This is a genomic window from Xanthomonas sacchari (assembly GCF_040529065.1).
Taxonomy (GTDB): domain Bacteria; phylum Pseudomonadota; class Gammaproteobacteria; order Xanthomonadales; family Xanthomonadaceae; genus Xanthomonas_A; species Xanthomonas_A sacchari.
This window is the reverse complement of sequence record NZ_CP132343.1, coordinates 1,275,041-1,294,057: the sequence shown is the minus strand read 5'-3', so window position 1 is coordinate 1,294,057 and position 19,017 is coordinate 1,275,041. Positions and strand designations below refer to the sequence as shown.

Below are 19,017 nucleotides of genomic sequence, written 5' to 3'. Positions count from 1 at the left end.
AGACCCCTCTCCACTCCAACACCGTTCAAGGACATCCGCCCCATGACCAGTTCCGCCCAGCCCACCACCAAGATCGCCATCGTCGGTTACGGCAGCCAGGGCCGCGCGCACGCGCTGAACCTGCGCGAGTCCGGCTTCGACGTCACCATCGGCCTGCGTGCCGGCGGCCCGACCGAAGCCAAGGCGCAGGCCGACGGCTTCGTGGTGAAGAGCCCCGCCGAGGCGGTCAAGGACGCCGACCTGGTCGCGGTGCTGACCCCGGACATGGTGCAGAAGAAGCTGTACGAGGAGGTGCTGGCGCCGAACATGAAGCAGGGCGCCTGCCTGCTGTTCGCGCATGGCCTGAACGTGCACTTCGACATGATCAAGCCGCGCGCCGACCTGGACGTGGTGCTGGTCGCGCCGAAGGGCCCGGGCGCGCTGGTGCGCCGCGAGTACGAGATCGGCCGCGGCGTGCCGTGCATCTGGGCGGTGTACCAGGACAAGAGCGGCAAGGCCGAGCAGTTCGCGCTGGAATACGCCGCCGGCCTGGGCGGCGCGCGCGCCAACCTGATCAAGACCACCTTCAAGGAAGAGACCGAGACCGATCTGTTCGGCGAGCAGGCGGTTCTGTGCGGCGGCGCCTCGTCGCTGGTGCAGGCCGGCTTCGAAGTGCTGGTGGAAGCCGGCTACCAGCCGGAAATCGCCTACTACGAAGTGCTGCACGAACTGAAGCTGATCGTCGACCTGTTCTACGAAGGCGGCATCACCCGCATGCTCGAGTTCGTCTCCGAGACCGCGCAGTACGGCGACTACGTCAGCGGCCCGCGGGTGATCGACGCGGCCACCAAGGAGCGCATGCGCGACGTGCTGACCGACATCCAGAACGGCACCTTCACCAAGAACTGGGTGGCCGAGTACGACGCCGGCCTGCCGAACTACAAGAAGTTCAAGCAGGCCGATCTGGACCACCCGATCGAAACGGTCGGCAAGCAGCTGCGCGCCAAGATGGTGTGGCTCAACGGCGACGCCGCTGCCGCACCGGCCGCCGGCGGCACCAAGGCCGCGTAACCCGCGGCTCCCCCACCCGCTTCCACCGAAAGGTCGCCACCGTATGAACTCCTCCGCTCACGGCACGCCCCGCAACGGCGCGCGCTGGCTGACGCAGGCCCTGGAAGCCGAAGGCGTGGACACGCTGTTCGGCTATCCGGGCGGCACCATCATGCCGTTCTACGACGCGCTGGTAGACAGCCAGCTCAAGCACATCCTGGTCCGCCACGAACAGGGCGCGGCGCTGGCCGCCAACGGCTACGCCCGCGCCAGCGGACGGGTCGGCGTGTGCGTCGCCACGTCCGGCCCGGGCGCGTCCAACCTGGTCACCGGCATTGCCGATGCGATGCTCGACTCGGTGCCGATGATCTGCCTGACCGGGCAGGTCGCCACGCCGCTGCTTGGCACCGACGCGTTCCAGGAACTGGACGTGTTCGGGCTGACCCTGCCGATCGTCAAGCACAGCTTCCTGGTGCGGCACGTGGACGACCTGCCGCAGGTGCTGCGCGACGCGTTCCGCATCGCCCGCGAGGGGCGGCCGGGGCCGGTGCTGATCGACCTGCCCAAGGACGTGCAACTGGCCGATGCCGCGCATCTGCCGGCGCACGTGCCGGCGGCGGTGCCGACCCCGCCGGCGCCGCAGGACGCGGTGCTGGCCGAGGCGCTGGCGGCGATCGCCGGCGCCGAGAAGCCGGTGATCTACGGCGGCGGCGGCATCGCCCTGGGCGATGCGGTGGACGCGTTCCGCCAGTTCGTCGAGGCCACCCGCATCCCCACCGTGCTGACCCTGCGCGGCCTGGGCGCATTGCCGCACGCGCACCCGCATTACCTGGGCATGCTCGGCATGCACGGCACCCGCGCCGCCAACATGGCGGTGCAGGAGTCGGACCTGCTGATCGTGGTCGGCGCGCGCTTCGACGACCGCGCCACCGGCAAGCTGGCCGAATTCGCGCCGTTCGCCCGGGTCATCCACCTGGACGCCGACGCCTGCGAGATCTCCAAGCTGCGCCAGGCCGATATCGCCGTGCCCGGCGACGTGGCGCAGTCGCTGCGCGCGCTGGCCGCGGCCACCAGCACCTGCGAACCGTGGCACGCACGCTGCGTCGCCCACCGCGAGAAGTTCGGCGCGCGCTACGACGCGCCCGGGCAGGACATCTACGCGCCCGGCCTGCTGAAGCGGCTGAGCGAACTGGCCCCGGCCGACACCGTGATCGCCTGCGACGTCGGCCAGCACCAGATGTGGGTCGCCCAGCACTGCCGCTTCAACCACCCGCGCAATCACCTGACCAGCGGCGCGCTGGGCACCATGGGCTTCGGCCTGCCGGCGGCGATGGGCGCGCAGTTCGCCTGCCCCGACCGCACCGTGGTGCTGGTCAGCGGCGACGGCAGCTTCATGATGAACGTGCAGGAGCTGGTCACCATCGCCCGCTGCAAGCTGCCGGTGAAGATCGTGCTGCTGGACAACAGTTCGCTGGGCATGGTGCGGCAGTGGCAGGAACTGTTCTTCGCCGAGCGCTACAGCGAGATCGACCTGTCCGACAACCCGGATTTCGCCGCGCTGGCGCAGGTGTTCGGCATCCCGGCCAAGCGCATCACCGCGCGCGGCCAGGTCGACGACGCGCTGGCCGAGCTGCTGGCGCAGCCGGGCCCGGCGCTGCTGCACGTGGCCATCGACGCACGCGCCAACGTGTGGCCGCTGGTGCCGCCGAACACCGCCAACAGCACCATGCTGGAAAGCAATCCCGCGACCCAGCGCCAGGAGACGACACATGCGTTACCAGCTTGACCTGGTGCTGAAACCGATCGACGGCGCCCTGCTGCGCGCGATCGGCATGGCCGAACGCCGCGGCTTCGCGCCGATCTCGATCAGCGGTGCGCCGGTGGCCGAGGACGCCGGCCGCTGGCACCTGCAACTGGTGGTGGACGGCAACCGTCCCGGCGAGACCCTGCGCCTGCAGATGGAGAAGGTCTACGACTGCGAATCGGTGCGCGTGACCGCGCTGGACGGCGTAGCGTGATGGCGCCGGGATTCGGGAGTGGGGAGTCGGGATTGGGCGCGCATCCCAACGTCCCGGCGTGCCTGGCGGTCCTGCCGCGCCAGCGCCGTGCTGCCATGCGGAGGCATCTTCTTCAACGGAGGTCGCTTCTTCTCTCCTGCGCCCAGGATTCCCGCTGCGCATCCCCACTCCCCACTCCCCGCTCCCGGCCCCACCATGTCTGACGCCGGCCGCCCTGCGCAGGAGCCGGATGTAGGCCACGTCGCCGTCAGCGTGGCCGACGTGCTGGCCGCGCAGGCGCGGCTGCGCCGTTATCTGTCGCCGACGCCGGTGCATTACGCCGAGCGCTTCGGCGTCTGGCTGAAACTGGAGAACCTGCAGCGCACTGGCTCCTACAAAGTGCGCGGCGCGCTCAACGCGCTGCTGGCCGGGCTGGAACGCGGCGACGAGCGCGCGGTGATCTGCGCCTCCGCCGGCAACCACGCGCAGGGCGTGGCCTGGGCCGCGCACCGCCTGGGCGTGCAGGCGATCACGGTGATGCCGCACGGCGCACCGCAGACCAAGATCGCAGGCGTCGCGCACTGGGGCGCCACCGTGCGCCAGCACGGCAACAGCTACGACGAGGCCTTCGCCTTCGCCCGCGAGCTGGCCGAGCAGAACGGCTACCGCTTCCTGTCCGCCTTCGACGACCCGGACGTGATCGCCGGCCAGGGCACCGTCGGCATCGAACTGGCCGCGCACGCCCCGGACGTGGTGATCGTGCCGATCGGCGGCGGCGGCCTGGCCTCCGGCGTGGCCCTGGCGCTGCGCTCGCAGGGCGTGCGCGTGGTCGGTGCCCAGGTCGAAGGCGTGGACTCGATGGCGCGGGCGATCCGCGGCGACGTCCGCGCCGTGGATCCGGTGCCCACCCTGGCCGACGGCGTCAAGGTTAAAATCCCCGGGTTCATCACCCGCCGGCTGTGCGCCAGCCTGCTCGACGATGTGGTGATCGTGCGCGAGGCGGAACTGCGCGAAACGCTGGTCCGCCTGGCGCTGGAGGAGCACGTCATCGCCGAGGGCGCCGGCGCGCTGGCCCTGGCGGCCGGGCGCCGCGTCGCCGGCAAGCGCAAGTGCGCGGTGGTGTCCGGTGGCAACATCGACGCCGGCGTGCTGGCGACGCTGCTGTCGGAGGTGCGCCCGCGCCCGCCGCGCAAGCCGCGCCGCCGCAGCGCCGAGCGACTTCGCAGCCAACGTCCCGCCCCGCCCGCCCCTGCCCGCATCGCGCCGTCCCCGCATCCCCATCCGCAAGCCACCGCCGCCGTAGAGGAACCCATCTGGTGAACACTTCCGTTTCTTCCCAGACCCCCCGCATCCGCATTTTCGACACCACCCTGCGCGACGGCGAGCAATCCCCCGGCTGCAGCATGACCCCGCCGCAGAAGCTGGTGATGGCGCGCGCCCTGGCCGAGCTGGGCGTGGACATCATCGAGACCGGCTTCCCGGCCAGCTCGCAGTCCGACCGCGAGGCGATGGCGCTGATCGGCCGCGAGCTGCGCACGCCGACCCTGGCGGTGCTGTCACGCTGCCTGGCCGCCGACATCGAGACCTCGGCGCGGGCGCTGGAAGCGGCGGCCAATCCGCGCCTGCACGTGTTCCTGTCGACCAGCCCGCTGCACCGCGAGCACAAGCTGCGCATGACCCGCGAGCAGGTCCTGGAGTCGGTGCGCAAGCACGTGGCGCTGGCGCGCCAGTACGTGGACGACGTGGAGTTCTCGGCCGAGGACGCCACCCGCACCGAGGAGGATTTCCTGGCCGAGGTCGCCAGCGTGGCGATCGCCGCCGGCGCCACCACCATCAACCTGCCCGACACCGTCGGCTTCACCACCCCGGAAGAGATCCGCGGCATGTTCGCGCGGATCATCGCCAACGTGCCCGGCGCCGACCGCGTGGTGTTCAGCACCCACTGCCACAACGACCTGGGCCTGGCCGTGGCCAACTCGCTGGCCGCGGTGGAAGGCGGCGCGCGGCAGGTGGAATGCACCATCAACGGCATCGGCGAGCGCGCCGGCAACTGCGCGCTGGAAGAGATCGCGATGGCGCTGAAGGTGCGCAACGCGTTCTACGAACTGGACACCGCGATCAACACGCCGCGCATCGTCGCCACCTCGCAGCTGCTGCAGCGCCTGGTCGGCATGCCGGTCCAGCGCAACAAGGCGATCGTCGGCGGCAACGCCTTCGCCCACGAGTCGGGCATCCACCAGCATGGCATGCTGCGTCACCGCGGCACCTACGAGATCATGCGCCCGGAAGACGTGGGCTGGGAGTCCTCGCAGATGGTGCTGGGCCGCCACAGCGGCCGCGCCGCGGTCGAGCAGCGCCTGCGTGCGCTGGGCTACGTGCTGGACGAGGCCGAACTGAACATCGCCTTCGACGCGTTCAAGGCGCTGTGCGAACAGCAGCGCGTGGTCAACGACGCCGACCTGCAGGCGATGATGCAGGACGCGCCGGAGAGCCAGGGCTACCGGCTGTCGTCGATGACCGTCAGCGACCGCGGCCAGCGCGCCAGCGCGCAGGTCGAGCTGTCCGACCCGGACGGCCAGCGGGTCAGCGAACGCGCCGAGGGCGACGGCCCGGTGGACGCGCTGTTCGCCGCGCTGTCGGCCGCCACCGGCGTGCAGCTGGTGCTGGACAGCTACCAGGTGCACAGCGTCGGCATCGGCGCCGATGCGCGCGGCGAGGCCAACCTCAGCGTGCGCCACGGCGAGGTCGAGTACGACGGCACCGGCACCAGCCGCGACATCATCGAGGCCAGCGCGCTGGCCTGGCTGGACGTGGCCAACCGCGTGCTGCGCCAGCGCCAGGCGGCGCCGGCCGCCGCCGACGCGATGGCCTGAGCGGCCACGCCGCGGTCATCGTCCTCGTGCACGCTCGCCTTCGCTCGCCCTCCCCGCCCAGCTTTCCTGCCAGGTAGTTCCGCAATGTCCGCCACTCCCCGCACCCTGTACGACAAGCTGTGGGACGCGCACGTCGTCGTCCCCGAAAGCGCCGCCGCCCCGGCGGTGCTGTACATCGATCTGCACCTGATCCACGAAGTGACCTCGCCGCAGGCGTTCACCGAACTCAAGACGCGCGGCCTGGCGCCGCGCCGGCCCGACCGCACCAAGGCGACGATGGACCATTCCACGCCGACCCTGCCGCGCGGCGCCGACGGCAAGCTGCCGTACTACACCCCGGCCTCCGAGGCGCAGGTGGACATGCTCGCGCGCAACTGCGCCGACTACGGCATCGAACTGTTCGACATGGGCTCGGACAACCGCGGCATCGTCCACGTGATCGCGCCGGAACAGGGCTTCACCCAGCCCGGCATGACCATCGTCTGCGGCGACAGCCACACCTCCACGCACGGCGCGTTCGGCGCGCTGGCGTTCGGCATCGGCACCAGCGAGGTCGGCCACGTGCTGGCCACGCAATGCCTGCTGCAGCGCAAGGCCAGGACCATGGCGATCACCGTCGACGGGCCGCTGGCGCCGGGCGTTGGCGCCAAGGACGTGATCCTGCACATCATCGGCGTCATCGGCGTCAACGGCGGCACCGGCCACGTGCTGGAATACCGCGGCTCCACCATCGAAGCGATGGACATGGAGCAGCGCATGACCCTGTGCAACATGTCGATCGAGGCCGGCGCGCGCGCCGGCATGGTCGCGCCGGACCAGGTCACCTTCGACTGGGTCGCCAACACCCCGCGCGGCCCCAAGGGCGCCGATTTCGACGCCGCCGTGCAGCGCTGGTCGCAGTTGCGCAGCGATCCCGGCGCGCGCTTCGACGTCGAGGTGCGCATCGATGCGCGCGACATCCGCCCGACCCTGACCTGGGGCACCCACCCCGGCACCGCGATCGCGGTGGACGTGCCGATCCCGGCCGCACAGGATCCGGCGGCGCAGAAGGGCCTGCACTACATGCACCTGGAAGCCGGGCACGCGCTGATCGGCACGCCGGTGGACGTGGTGTTCGTCGGTTCCTGCACCAACGGCCGGCTCAGCGACATGCGCGCCGTGGCGCAGGTGCTGCGCGGACGCAAGGTGGCGCCGCACGTGCGCATGCTGGTGGTGCCGGGTTCGGAGATCGTCAAGCGCCAGGCCGAGGCCGAGGGCATCCACGAGGTGGTGCGCGCGGCCGGCGCGGAATGGCGCGAGTCCGGCTGCTCGATGTGCATCGCCATGAACGGCGACCTGGTGGCGCCGGGACAGCTGGCGGTGAGTACCAGCAACCGCAATTTCGAGGGCCGCCAGGGCCCGGGCTCGCGCACCCTGCTGGCCTCGCCGCTGACCGCGGCCTGGGCGGCGGTGAACGGCAAGGTCAGCGATCCGCGCGCGCTGTTCGCGGAGGTCGCGTGATGGCGTCGCACATCGCCGCGTTCGCGGCCACGCTGACCTTCGTCGCCACCACCACCCGCGCTTTCGCGCATCGCCACCAGCCGCTGCTGCCGCCGCACGTGCCGCCCGTGGCGCTGCCGCCGCCCGTGGCCGACGCCGCGGCACCCGCCCTCGACTCCGTCGCTTCCCAGGAGACCCCGTGATGGCCGGCTTCGCCACCCTCACCTCGCGCAGCGTGGTGCTGCGCCAGACCAACATCGACACCGACCAGATCATCCCGGCGCGGTTCCTGTCCACCACCGAGCGCGCCGGCCTCGGCCGCCACGCCTTCAACGACTGGCGCTGGCAGGCCGACGGCACGCCGAACCCGGAGTTCGCCTTCAACCAGGCGCACAACGCCGGCCGCCAGATCCTGCTGGCCGGGCGCAACTTCGGCTGCGGCTCCTCGCGCGAGCATGCGCCGTGGGCGCTGACCGACCTGGGCCTGCGCGCCATCGTCAGCAGCGAGATCGCCGACATCTTCCGCAACAACAGCCTCAAGAACGGCCTGCTGCCGATCGTGCTGGCCGAGGACGACGTGCAGACGCTGATGCAGCGCCCGGACGACGAACTGACCGTGGACGTGGCCGCGCGCGAACTGCGCACGCCCGACGGCCGCGTCTACAGCTTCCCGCTCGACGCGTTCTCGCAAACCTGCCTGCTCGAAGGCGTGGACGAGATGGGCTATCTGCTGCTGCGCCAACCCGATATCGAACGCTACGAGGTCACCCATGCACGCTGACATCGTCGTCCTGCCCGGCGACGGCATCGGTCCGGAAGTCGCCACCGCCGCGATCGCGGTGCTGCGCGCCGTCGCCGCGCGCCACGGCCACGACTTCCAGTTCCACGAACACGACATCGGCGGCATCGCCATCGACCGTCACGGCGAGCCGCTGCCGGCGGCCACGCTGACCGCCTGCCAGGGCGCCGACGCGGTGCTGCTGGGTGCGGTCGGCGGACCGAAGTGGTCCGATCCCAACGCCAAGGTGCGCCCGGAGCAGGGCCTGCTGGCGATCCGCCGCGGCCTGGGCCTGTTCGCCAACCTGCGCCCGGTCAAACCGCACAAGGCGGCGCTGGACGCCTCGCCGATCAAGCCGCACCTGTTGCAGGGCGTGGACATCGTGGTGGTGCGCGAACTGACCGGCGGCATCTACTTCGGCGACAAGACCCGCAGCGCCAGCGACGCCAGCGACCTGTGCCGCTATACCGTCGCGGAGATCGAACGGGTGCTGCGCAGCGCGTTCCGCCTGGCCCGGCAGCGCCGCAACCACGTGGTCTCGGTGGACAAGGCCAATGTGCTGGAAACCTCGCGGCTGTGGCGCGACGTCGCCGCGCGCATCGGCCGCGAGGAATTCCCGGACGTGCGCCTGGAACACCAACTGGTCGATTCGATGGCCATGCACCTGCTGGCCAAGCCGCGCGAGTACGACGTGATCGTCACCGAGAACATGTTCGGCGACATCCTCACCGACGAAGCCTCGATGCTGGCCGGCTCGCTGGGGCTGCTGCCGTCGGCCTCGCTGGGCGACGGCCGCATCGGCCTGTACGAGCCGATCCACGGCTCGGCGCCGGACATCGCCGGCAAGGGCATCGCCAATCCCTACGCGACCATCCTCAGCGCGGCGCTGCTGCTGCGCCATTCGCTGGGCCTGGACGCCGAAGCGGTGGCGATCGAGCAGGCGGTGGATGCCGCGCTCGAGGCGCAGGCGTTCACCGCCGATCTCGCCGCGCCCGGCCAGGGCATCTCCACCGAGGCGGCCACGCAGGCAGTGTTGCAGCGCCTGCAGGGCTGATCCGCGCCGGCCACCGGCGCCGGCCGCCTCCCGCCCGCCGCGACGATGCGGCGGGTGCGGAACGCCCACTGGAATACCACTCTCTTCGCGGCGCCTACCTGGCGCCTGCGCGCGCTAACCCCACGCAACCTGCGTCGCCGCGCACCCGGCGCGCTGCGTCCATGTGGCGACAGCGCCCTAGCCGACCACCCGATCGCGGCCTTCGCGCTTGGCCTGGTACAGGAGCTTGTCGGCCTTCACCAGCAGGTCGCGGCGCGTGCGCAGGGCCGGCGACACGCAGGCGAAGCCGATGCTGGCGGTGAAGCGCACTGCGCGCCCGTCGTCGTCGTACAGCACCAGGTCGGCGATGCGCACGCGCAACGCATCCAGGCGCGCACGCGCCGGTTCCTGGTCCAGGCCGGGCAGCACCAGCAGGAACTCCTCGCCGCCATGGCGCGCGGCGAACGCCTGCTCGCCGAGGCTGGCGCGCAGCGCCTCGCCGACCCGGCGCAGCACCTCGTCGCCGATCTCGTGGCCGTGCGCGTCGTTGATCTTCTTGAAATGGTCGATGTCCAGCAGCGCCACGCACAGGGGCGTGCGCGTGCTCAGCGCCCGCTCCAGCGCCGCGTTGAGGTAGGGATCGCCGGTGCGCCGGTTGGGCAGGCCGGTCAGGGCATCGTGGCCGGCCTGGTAGGCGAGCTTGCGCACCAGATCCTCGCGTTCGAGGTTGGCCAGCTTCAAGGCCAGGTTCTTGGCCTTCAGCTCGTGGGTGCGCTCGGCGATGATGGTGTTGAGGCGACGCTGGCGGCGCCGGTAGCGATGGCTGCGGCCGCGATACCACCACAGGATCAGGCCGGTCGCGCACAGCGCCACCAGCACCACGAACGGCCAGCGCTCCCAGAACGGCGGCACCAACTGCAACTGCAGCGAGGCGCTGCCGATGCGCTCGCTGCGCGACCAGTCCAGCGGGCTGGTCATCGCCTGCACGTCCAGGCGATAGCTGCCCGACGGCAGGTTGGTGTAGACGGCCTCCTCGTTGCTGCCGGCATCGACCCACTGGCGGTCGAATCCCTGCAGGCGGTAGCGGTAGCGCACCTTGTCCGGCGAGCGGAAGCTGAGCCCGGCATAGCCGACCGCGAGCCGGGCGACGCCGCCGTGCAGGCGGTACTCGCCCCGCAGCGGCTGCGCCACGCCATCCACCTGCACGTGCGAGATCACCAGCGGCGGCGCACGCACGTCGCGCCGGCTCGGCAGCGCCGGATCGATCAGCCCCAGGCCGGCCGAGGTCGGGATCAGCAATATCCCGTCGCGGCTGCGCCAACCGGCCGGCGCGGTGCTGCCGTTACCCTGCACGCTGGGCATGCCGTCGCTGCGATCGACCACGTCCACCGCCAGGGTGCTGCGCTGGCCGGCGTCCAGTTCCGCCAGACGCGCACGCGCGATGCGCAGCACCCCGCGATTGCTGTTGGCCCACAGGTTGCCGTTGCCGTCGTCGAGCAACCGGAACAGCTTGTCGCGCGGCAGGCCGACGCTGTGGTCGTAGATGCGCCACTGCCCGCCGCGCAGCCGCAGCAGGCCGCGGTCGCTGGCGACCCACATCGTGCCGTCGGCATCTTCGAGGAAGTCGAAGGCGTTCTGCGCCGGGAAGCCGTGGCCGCTCGGCCGCGCCCGCAGCGTGCCGTCCGCGGCGAGCGTGGCGATGCCCTGGCTGGTGCCGATCCACAGCACGCCGGCGCGGTCGCGGTACAGCGCCTGCACCTGCCGCCCCGGCAAACCGTCGGCGCTGCCGTAGGCCCGCGTGCGATCGCCCTTGCGGTACAGCAGCCCCTCGTTGCCGCCGATCCACAGGCCGCCGTCGGCGTCGGCCAGCAGCGCGCGCACCATGCTCCGCGGCACGCCCGCGGCCACGCCCAGGCGCTGCCGGATGCTGCCGTCGGCCGACAGCAGCAGCACGCCCTGGTCGTAGGTGCCGACCCACATGCCGCCGTCGCGCGCGGCGGCCAGCGCCAGCACCGACGGATCGCGGCCCGCGCGCTCGCTCAATCGCACCGCATGGATGCGGCCGCCCTGCCAGCGGTCGAGACCGGCGGCATGGCCGATCCAGATCGCGCCATCGGCGTTCTGCTGGACCACGCGCACGTAGTCGCTGCCCAGCCCGTCCTGGCGGGTCAGGCCGCCGGCGTCGCCCTTGGCGACGCGGAACAGGCCTTCGGTACTGCCGGCCCAGACCAGGCCTTCGTGATCCTCGATCAGCGCCGGGCTGACCACGCCGGAAATCGACAGCACTTCGTCGCTGGCGCCGTTGCCGGCGCGCCGCAGCAGTTGTCCGCTGGACAGGCTCATCCACAGGTGGCCGTCGCGGTCCTGCAGCGCGGCATCGACGCGCTGGCCGCGCCGCAGCCATTGCAGGCTGTCATCGGCGCCGAGCCAGAACACGCCCTCGTCGCTGGCTGCCAGCAGGCCGCCGTGGCAGTCGGGGGCCAGGCGCCGGATCGACGCCGTGCGCATCGCCGCCGCCCCCCAGCGCTGCGCGCGCGTGCCATGCGCGGTCAGCCGGAACAGCCCTTGCGGCGTGCCCACCAGCACCGCGTCGCGGTAGCGCAGCAGCGCGGCAATGCGGGTCCTGCCCAACCCCGCGGCGGCGCCGGCATCGACCAGGTGGCCGTCGGCCTCGATCCGGAACAGGCCGTCCTCGCTGCCCACCCACAGCCCGCCATCGGCATCGCGCAGCATGGCGGTGACCCGCAGCCGTTGCGCGCGCGCATCGCCCAGATGCTCCCAACGCCCGGCGGCATAGCGGAACACGCCGTCGTAGGCGGTGCCGACCAGCATGCCGCCGTCGGCGTCGGCGAGCAGCGCGAACACCCCGGACAACTCCATGCCCGGCGTGTTCTGCCGATCGAAGACGGTGAAGGCGCGGCCGTCGAAACGCGCTACGCCCTCCCAGGTGCCGACCCAGATCATGCCGTCGCGGTCCTGCGCCAGCGCGTGCACCAGGTTGTGCGGCAACCCTTCTTGCATGGTCCAGCGCGCGATCACCGGGCGCTCGAGCACCGCGCGCTCGGTCAGCGGCGCGGCCGGTTCGGCGCGCGCGACGACACTGGCGCAGCACAACGCCAGCAACAGGCAAAGACCCACGCCCAGGCGGCGACACAGCGCGTACGCGCCGTCGCGAATATCGTGACGCCGATCCCCCTGTTCCATCCTTTCCGAATCACACCGGTAACGGCGCGCGGGTACCCCCCTGTGGGCAGATGGCTAATCTATCACCACCTGTTCGGCGCCGATGTCAGGGTGTTCCTGACGCCCAGGCTGGATTCACGGCGGCAGCGGCAGGGTCACGCAGACGCGCAGGCCGCCCAGGGCCGGGGAGGTGTCCAGGGTCACCTCGCCGCCGTGCGCGCTCACCACCTCGCGCACGATCGCCAGGCCCAGGCCGCTGCCCTCCACGCCGCTGCCCAGTTCGCGGTGGAAGCGCGCGAACACCCGCTCGCGCGCCTCGGCCGGGATGCCGGGGCCGGAATCCTCCACGCTGAAGCAGACCGCGTCGCGCCCGGCGCACAGCGCCACCTCGACCTGGCCCTGCGGCGGCGCGTAGCGCAACGCGTTGTCGATCAGGTTGCGCACCAGCGCCGACAGCGCCGCCTCGTTGGCCGGCAGCCGTGCCGGGTCGTTGCGGCGCAGGTGCAGGTGCTGGCCGCGGCGCGCTGCCAGGTCGTGCGCCTCCTCCACCTGCAGCGCCACCAGCGCGTCCAGCGCCAACGGCACCAGCGGCGCGGCGGCAGCCCCCGGCTCGACCCGGCTCAGGGTCAGCAACTGCGCGACCAGCCGCTCCACCCGGCGCACGCTGGCGTCCAGGTGCCGCTGCGAGTCGGCGCGCTCGTCGGCATCGCGGGCCTGCCGCAGGTTGTCGGCGTGCACCTTCAGCGCGGCGATCGGGGTGCGCAGCTCGTGCGCGGCGTCGGCGATGAAGCGGCGTTCGCGCTCCAGCGCGGTCTGCAGGCGCCGCATCAGCCCGTTGACCGCGGCGACCAGGCCGAGGATCTCGCGCGGCACGCCCCGCAGCGGCAGCGGCTCCAGCCGCTGCGGGTCGCGCTCGCCGATCTCTTGCGACACCCGGCTCAACGCGCCGCTGGCCCAGTTCACCAGCAGCCACACCAGCACCACCAGCACCGGCAGCGCCAGCAGCAGCGGCAAGGCCGTGCCCAGCGCGATGTCCTCTGCCAGCTCCTCGCGGATATCGGCCTGCTCGCCGGTCTGGAACCAGCGCCCGCCCGGCGAGCGCAGGCTGAAGGTGCGCCAGCGGTCGCCTTCCAGGGTCACGTCGGCGAAGCCGGCGCGCAGCGGCGCCAGTTGCCGGGTCGGCCCGCTGTCCGAGCGCAGCAGCAGATGGCCGTTGCCGTCGCGTACCTGGAACGCCAGCTTGCTTTCGTAGGCGTGCCCGGTGCGGAACGCCAGCGCCTCGCCCACGCCCTGCGCCTGGCCATGCCAGCCGCGGATCACGATGGCATCGCCGGCCGGCCCCAGCCGCGACAGATCGTCCAGCGGCTCGTCGACCAGGCTCATCAGTACCCGCGAGGACTGCACCAGCTTGGCGTCGAACATCTCGCCGGCCTCCTGCAGGCCGGCGCGGTAGCTCAGCAGCGCGGTCAGCGCGAACACCGGCACCACCACACCGAGCAGGCCGCCCAGCAAGCGTCGCCGCATCGAGCTCATGGCGCGGCCGTCGCGGCCTGGGTGTCGAGCGCGTAGCCGACCCCGCGCACGGTGCGGATCAGCGCCGGATCGAGCTTGCGCCGCAACTGGTGCACGTGCACGTCCACCGCGTTACTGGCCACGTCCTCGTCCCAGCCGTACAGCCGCTGCTGGATCGAATCGCGGGCGATGGCACGGCCGTGGCGCTCGGCCAACAGCCACAGCAGGGCGAACTCGCGTCGGGTCAGGTCCAGCGCACGGCCGCGCCAGCGCACCGCCAGGCGCTCCGGGTCCAGGTGCAGCGCACCGATCTCCAGCTGCGGCGTGGCGCGGCCGGCGCTGCGCCGCAGCAGCGCACGCGTGCGCGCCAGCAGTTCGGTGGTGTCGAAGGGCTTGCCGAGGTAATCGTCGGCGCCCACGTCCAGGCCCAGCGCGCGATCGGCCGGCCGTTCGCGCGCGCTGAGCACCAGGATCGGCACGTCGGCGCCGAGCTGGCGGGTGCGCCGGATCACCTCCAGCCCGTCCATCCGCGGCAGCCCCAGGTCCAGCAGCACCAGGTCGATCTCGCCATCGCCGATCGCGGCCAGCGCAGCGGCACCGTCCTGCACCCAGTCCACCGAATAGGCGGCGCGGCGCAACGCGGTGCGGATGCCTTCTCCCAGCGACAGATCGTCTTCCACCAGCAGGATGCGCATGGCCGCAGTGTGGGCGGCGGCTCAGCGGCTGGCAAGATGCGGCTCGACCTCGCGCAACGCCGCCTGGATCTGCTGGCGGCGGCCGTGGTCGGCCACCTCGCGCCCGGGCCGCGGCGGTGCCGCCAGGGCCTTGCGCAAGGCCGCGGCAGCGCCGCTCCAGTCCTTCTGTGCGCGCAGGAAATCGCCGTAGAAGTAGTTGGCGTCGATGCCGTCCGGATCGTACTGCAGGCCCTGCTGCAACAAGGTCCGCGCCTTGGCGTCGTCGCCGAAGCCGACCGGCCAGCCGGGCACCTGGTAGTACAGCGCGCCCAGGCTGGTGCAGCCGGCGCCGTTCAAGGCGGCCGGGTCCAGCGCCAGCGCCTGCTCGAAATCGCTGCGGGCGCGCTTGACCAGGGCGAGCGCGCCGAGTCCGCCGCGCTCGTTGGCCTCGCTGGACAGCACGATGCCCTCCCAGATCAGCGCCGCCGGATCCCGGGGCGACGCCTGCCGGGCCACGCCCGCCTGCGTGGCGAGGCGGGCGTAGGCCTGCAGGCGCTGCGGCTTCGGCGTCTGGTAGGCGACCTGCGCCCACTGGTCGCGCACCGCGGCCACCGCCGGGTTCAGTGGCGCGGCAGCGGCCGCCCCCAGCGGCAACAGCGCAAGCAACAATGACAGCGCACGCAGACGGACCTTCATCGGGCATCTCCAAATCGGGAAGGAGCGCGCGCGGCATGCCGGCGCACTACGGGCAACTGCGCTTTCAAACTGCGGTCCACCAGCCCCGGCAAGGCGCCGTTGAGGCGGGCGAAGAGCTTTTCCGGCCAGCCGATCTGCAGGCGCCGGTCGCCACGTTCGATCGCCTGACGCAGCGCGCGCGCCACCCGCTCGGGCGTATCGGCGCCGACCTTCAGCTCCTGGTTCATCGCATCCACCTGCGCGGTATTGAACGCGGTGCGGGTGGCGCGCGGCGCCAGGTACTGGAAACGCACATGGCTGTCGGCGTACTCCCGCGCCAGCGCCTCGAACAGGCCGCGCAGGCCGAACTTGCTGGCGCTGTAGCCGGCGAAACCGGGGAACCCCAGGCTGCCGAAGGTCGAGCCGACCGCCACCACCGTGGCCTGCGGCTGCGCCTGCAGCAACGGCAGCAGCGCGCGCACCAGCAACATCGGCGCCATCAGGTTGGTGTCCAGCAGTTGCCGCAGATCCTGCTCGGACTGCTCGGCGAACAGGCCGAAACCGCTCTGCGCATGCGCGATCAGCAGCAGCGACGGACGGATCGGCAAGGCCGCGGCGGCGCCGAGCAACTGCGCGCGCCCGGCCGGCGTGGACAGGTCCAGCGGCAGCGGCAGCACCCGCCCCTGCGGATGCCGGCCGGCGACCTGCGCCAGCCGCACCGGGTCGCGGCCGACCGCCAGCACGCAGGCGCCGGCGGCCACCAGTTCGTCGCACAGGGCGGCGCCGATGCCGCCGCTGGCGCCAGTGAGAATCACGCTGCGTCCGTTGAGATCCATCATGCGGCCTCCGCCATGGGCAGCGCCGGCTGTACGCGCAGGCTGCGGAAGATGTCGCCGTACAGGCCGTAGAAGCGCTTGGCCGCGTGCACCACGGCGCGCTGGTCGTCGGCGTCGTCGAGGCGGTCCATCAGGCCTTCGAAGAAGCCGGCATGCTCGATATCCAGGTCGCCGTGCGAGCGCAGGTAGCTGAAGGCGTTGCGCGGCAGGCCCAGCGAGGTCTCGATGCTCTCGGCCGCGCGCGTGGCCAGCGCCACGCTGGTGCCTTCCAGCACCAGCACCATGCCGAAGAAGCCCACCGGATTGCCGCGGGCGATGGTGTCGTAGGCGTAGGCCACCATCAGCTCGGTCGCCGCCGAGGGCATCGACGCCGCGGCCGCGGCACGGTCGGCGCCGCAGGCGGCCAGGTCGTCGAGGATCCACTCCTGGTGGCCCAGCTCTTCCTCGATGTACTCGGCCACCGCGCTGCGCAGCCACTCCAGCCGCGCCGGCAGGCGCGCGCCGCAGGCCATCAGCAACGGCACGGTGTGGCGCACGTGGTGATAGGCCTGGCCCAGGAAGGCGACGTAGTCGGCGCGGGCGATCTGCCCGGCCAGGGCGGTCTGGATGATCGGAATGGCGATCAGGTCGGCGCGTTCGGCCTGGGTCTCGGCGAGCAGCCGGGCATGGAAACTCATTGGAAGGCTCCTGGGGCGGGATCGGGTTCGAGTTCGGCGTAGCGCTGCGCCACGGCGTCGGCGTAGCGCTGCAGAATGGCGTCGCGGCGCGGGCGGCCGTTGCCGGTGAGCAGGCCGTCGGCGGCGCTGAACGGCGCGGCGGCGCGCACGAAGCCGGCGACGCGGGCGTAATCGGGCAGGCCGGCATTGACCTCGGCCAGCGCCCCTTGCAGCGCGGCGTCGTCTTCGCCGGCGCGGCGCGGCCACAGCACCGCCAGGTTGTGCGCGCGCGCCTCGCCGCACACCACCGCCTGCGCGATCAGCGGATGCTGCAGCAACTCGCTTTCCACCCACTCCGGCGAGACGTTGCGGCCGAACGCGGTGATGAACACATGCTTGCGGCGGCCGGTGATGTGCACGAAGCCATCGGCGTCGACATGGCCCAGGTCGCCGGTGGCGATCGGCCCCGGCGCCGGGCCGGGGGCGCCCAGGTAGCCCAGGCAACGCACGCCTTCGACCTGCAGTTCGCCATCGACCACCTGCACCCGCGCATGCGGCAGCGGCCGCCCGACGCTGCCCAGGCGCTGCGCCTCGGGCCGGTTCAAGGCCACCACCGAGGCGCACTCGGTCAGGCCGTAGCCTTCGAACACCGGCAACTGCAGCGCCGCCGCACGGCGCAACAGGCCCGGGCCGACGCGGCCACCGCCGACCGCCAGGTAGCGCAACGAGGCGGGCAGCGGCACGCCGCGCTCGGCGGCCATGACCAGCCCCAGCAGCAACTGCGGCACCAGGATCACGCTGTGCGGCTGGTAGCGGTGCAGGCAGGCGATCAGGGTCGGAATGTCCAGGCCGGCAGCGCCGCTGTAGCCGATCTCGGCCAGCGACGGCAGCGCGATCTGCGCGCCGGACAGCAGCGGCGCGTACAGGCCGCCGACGTTTTCCAGCAGCGTCGACAGCGGCATCAGGCACAGGTGCCGGCGCGGCGCCAGCGCCGAGGCCGCGTCGGCCAGCGAGCCGGCCACCTGCAGCAGCGCCTCGGCACTCAGGCACACCCCCTTGGGCTGGCCGGTGGTGCCGGAGGTGTAGGTGATGCAGCCGGTGCCCGCAGGCAGGGCCACCGGCGCTTGCGCCAGGCGCCGGCACGCCAGGCCCAGCTCCGGCAGGCGCAGCGCCTCGCCATCGAGACCGGCCAGCGCCGGACCCGGCGCCGCGATCAGCCCCTGCGCACCGCTGCTGGCCAGTGCGTACTGCACCTGCGCCGGACTGAAGAAGGTCGGCAGCGGCACGTGCACGCCGCCACCCAGGCGGATCGCCAGGTCCAGCAGCAGCCACTCGGGGCCGTTGTCCAGGCGGCTGGCGACGCAATGCAACCCATGCCCCTGCAGCGCATCGGCCAGGCGCCGGGCGCGCTCGAGCAGATCGCGCTCGGGCAGCGCCCCATCGGCGTAAAGCACGCGCGCGTCGCCGCCGCGCAAGCCGGCCAGCAGGTCGGCGACGCCGGGCGCGCTCACGGCGCCCCCGCCAGGCAGGCGCGGAAGGTCGGCAGCACGCCATGGCGTGGTTCCGCCTCACGCTGCAGGAAGGTATGCCCGGCGGCGATGTCGCCGAACATCAGCCGCGGCTGCGCCGCGTAGTAGTCGCCCCAGTCGCTGGGATCGTCGCGCAGGTCCTGGCCGCGCGCCTCGCCCAGCTCCACGGTCGCCAGATGCAGGCGGTCGAAAGCGTTGCGCAGTTGCCGGGTCGCCACGAACAGCACCCAGCGCAGGCCCGCGCCATGCAGGGTGCAGGTCAGTGCGCGGATCATCGCCCGCGCATCGCCGGCGTGCTCGGCGGCGAAATTGCCCACCTCCACCAGTTCGCTGCGCACCACCCGCCGCGGCATCCGCTCGGCGATCGCCAGCTCGGCCGGCTGCGCCAGGTACTGCTCGACGAACAGCGGCCCCTCGCTGGCGCAGCGCAGGCCCAGCGCGGCCTGCAGGCGCCCGTCGGCGCCGTGGTAGGCGAGCAGGTGCGGGAGGAAACCGCGCAGGACCGCGCCGTAGCGCTCGCGGTAGACACCGGCGATGAAGGCTTCGACCTGCGCGCGGTCGGGATGCAGGGCATCCACCAGCACGGGGTCGGCGAAGCGGAAACCGGAAGCGGCGGAGAGCGGGACAATGGCCATGGCGGCATCGTCGGGGCCGCCGATTAGGCGACCATGAGCCCGATGTTAGGCAAATGTAAGCCGCGCATAAGCAAAGCATTGGACGGCGGTGCCGCCGCGCCGCGACAGGCCGACCGGCGCCTGCCCTG

The 19,017-nt window shown here is 72.2% G+C and carries 17 protein-coding genes; 9 read left to right on the top strand and 8 right to left on the bottom strand.

The window, feature by feature from the left end:
* Positions 1 to 42: 42 nt before the first annotated feature.
* From ilvC to leuB, 9 genes are all read left to right on the top strand, one after another.
* Positions 43 to 1,050 carry a ketol-acid reductoisomerase gene (gene ilvC / locus RAB71_RS05545; RefSeq protein ID WP_010343386.1) on the top strand — a complete coding sequence of 336 codons (1,008 nt, stop codon included), beginning with the start codon at positions 43 to 45 and terminating at the stop codon, positions 1,048 to 1,050.
* Positions 1,051 to 1,093: 43 nt separating this feature from the next.
* Positions 1,094 to 2,815, top strand: a complete 1,722-nt coding sequence (ilvG, locus tag RAB71_RS05540; protein WP_010343387.1) for an acetolactate synthase 2 catalytic subunit — start codon at positions 1,094 to 1,096, stop codon at positions 2,813 to 2,815.
* Positions 2,799 to 3,047: an ACT domain-containing protein gene (locus RAB71_RS05535; protein ID WP_010343388.1), complete on the top strand. Its 249-nt coding sequence runs from the start codon at positions 2,799 to 2,801 to the stop codon at positions 3,045 to 3,047. The genes ilvG and RAB71_RS05535 overlap by 17 nt, the downstream gene beginning before the upstream one ends.
* Positions 3,048 to 3,242: 195 nt before the next feature.
* Positions 3,243 to 4,346 (top strand): threonine dehydratase, encoded by a 1,104-nt coding sequence (locus tag RAB71_RS05530; RefSeq protein WP_041499993.1) that lies wholly within the window; start codon positions 3,243 to 3,245, stop codon positions 4,344 to 4,346.
* Positions 4,343 to 5,899: a 2-isopropylmalate synthase gene (locus tag RAB71_RS05525; protein WP_010344477.1), complete on the top strand. Its 1,557-nt coding sequence runs from the start codon at positions 4,343 to 4,345 to the stop codon at positions 5,897 to 5,899. Before RAB71_RS05530 ends, RAB71_RS05525 begins: the two co-directional genes overlap by 4 nt.
* An 84-nt stretch (positions 5,900 to 5,983) precedes the next feature.
* Positions 5,984 to 7,399: a 3-isopropylmalate dehydratase large subunit gene (gene leuC, locus RAB71_RS05520; protein WP_010344478.1), complete on the top strand. Its 1,416-nt coding sequence runs from the start codon at positions 5,984 to 5,986 to the stop codon at positions 7,397 to 7,399.
* Positions 7,399 to 7,581 carry a hypothetical protein gene (locus RAB71_RS05515; protein WP_010344479.1) on the top strand — a complete coding sequence of 61 codons (183 nt, stop codon included), beginning with the start codon at positions 7,399 to 7,401 and terminating at the stop codon, positions 7,579 to 7,581. Before leuC ends, RAB71_RS05515 begins: the two co-directional genes overlap by 1 nt.
* The gene (leuD, locus tag RAB71_RS05510; protein ID WP_010344480.1) at positions 7,581 to 8,159 is read left to right on the top strand and encodes a 3-isopropylmalate dehydratase small subunit; all 579 of its coding nucleotides are present in this window, start codon (positions 7,581 to 7,583) and stop codon (positions 8,157 to 8,159) included. The genes RAB71_RS05515 and leuD overlap by 1 nt, the downstream gene beginning before the upstream one ends.
* Positions 8,149 to 9,210, top strand: a complete 1,062-nt coding sequence (leuB, locus tag RAB71_RS05505) for a 3-isopropylmalate dehydrogenase (RefSeq protein ID WP_010344481.1) — start codon at positions 8,149 to 8,151, stop codon at positions 9,208 to 9,210. The genes leuD and leuB overlap by 11 nt, the downstream gene beginning before the upstream one ends.
* A 177-nt stretch (positions 9,211 to 9,387) precedes the next feature.
* Here leuB and RAB71_RS05500 read toward each other — a convergent pair whose 3' ends face one another.
* From RAB71_RS05500 to RAB71_RS05465, 8 genes are all read right to left on the bottom strand, one after another.
* Complete coding sequence (locus RAB71_RS05500) at positions 9,388 to 12,327, bottom strand: ligand-binding sensor domain-containing diguanylate cyclase (protein WP_234006539.1); 2,940 nt, start codon at positions 12,325 to 12,327, stop codon at positions 9,388 to 9,390.
* Positions 12,328 to 12,507: 180 nt separating this feature from the next.
* Entirely contained in the window at positions 12,508 to 13,905 is a 1,398-nt protein-coding gene (locus tag RAB71_RS05495) for an ATP-binding protein (RefSeq protein WP_010344483.1), read from the bottom strand.
* Positions 13,902 to 14,579 carry a response regulator transcription factor gene (locus RAB71_RS05490; protein WP_010344484.1) on the bottom strand — a complete coding sequence of 226 codons (678 nt, stop codon included), beginning with the start codon at positions 14,577 to 14,579 and terminating at the stop codon, positions 13,902 to 13,904. The genes RAB71_RS05495 and RAB71_RS05490 overlap by 4 nt, the downstream gene beginning before the upstream one ends.
* Positions 14,580 to 14,600: 21 nt before the next feature.
* Positions 14,601 to 15,254 carry a tetratricopeptide repeat protein gene (locus tag RAB71_RS05485; protein ID WP_010344485.1) on the bottom strand — a complete coding sequence of 218 codons (654 nt, stop codon included), beginning with the start codon at positions 15,252 to 15,254 and terminating at the stop codon, positions 14,601 to 14,603.
* Complete coding sequence (locus tag RAB71_RS05480) at positions 15,251 to 16,069, bottom strand: SDR family oxidoreductase (protein WP_010344486.1); 819 nt, start codon at positions 16,067 to 16,069, stop codon at positions 15,251 to 15,253. Before RAB71_RS05480 ends, RAB71_RS05485 begins: the two co-directional genes overlap by 4 nt.
* The gene (locus RAB71_RS05475; protein WP_010344488.1) at positions 16,069 to 16,746 is read right to left on the bottom strand and encodes a TenA family transcriptional regulator; all 678 of its coding nucleotides are present in this window, start codon (positions 16,744 to 16,746) and stop codon (positions 16,069 to 16,071) included. The genes RAB71_RS05480 and RAB71_RS05475 overlap by 1 nt, the downstream gene beginning before the upstream one ends.
* Complete coding sequence (locus RAB71_RS05470; protein WP_010344490.1) at positions 16,743 to 18,236, bottom strand: AMP-binding protein; 1,494 nt, start codon at positions 18,234 to 18,236, stop codon at positions 16,743 to 16,745. Before RAB71_RS05470 ends, RAB71_RS05475 begins: the two co-directional genes overlap by 4 nt.
* On the bottom strand, positions 18,233 to 18,889 hold the full coding sequence (locus RAB71_RS05465; RefSeq protein ID WP_010344491.1) for a thermostable hemolysin: 657 nt from the start codon (positions 18,887 to 18,889) through the stop codon (positions 18,233 to 18,235). Before RAB71_RS05465 ends, RAB71_RS05470 begins: the two co-directional genes overlap by 4 nt.
* Positions 18,890 to 19,017 lie beyond the last annotated feature (128 nt).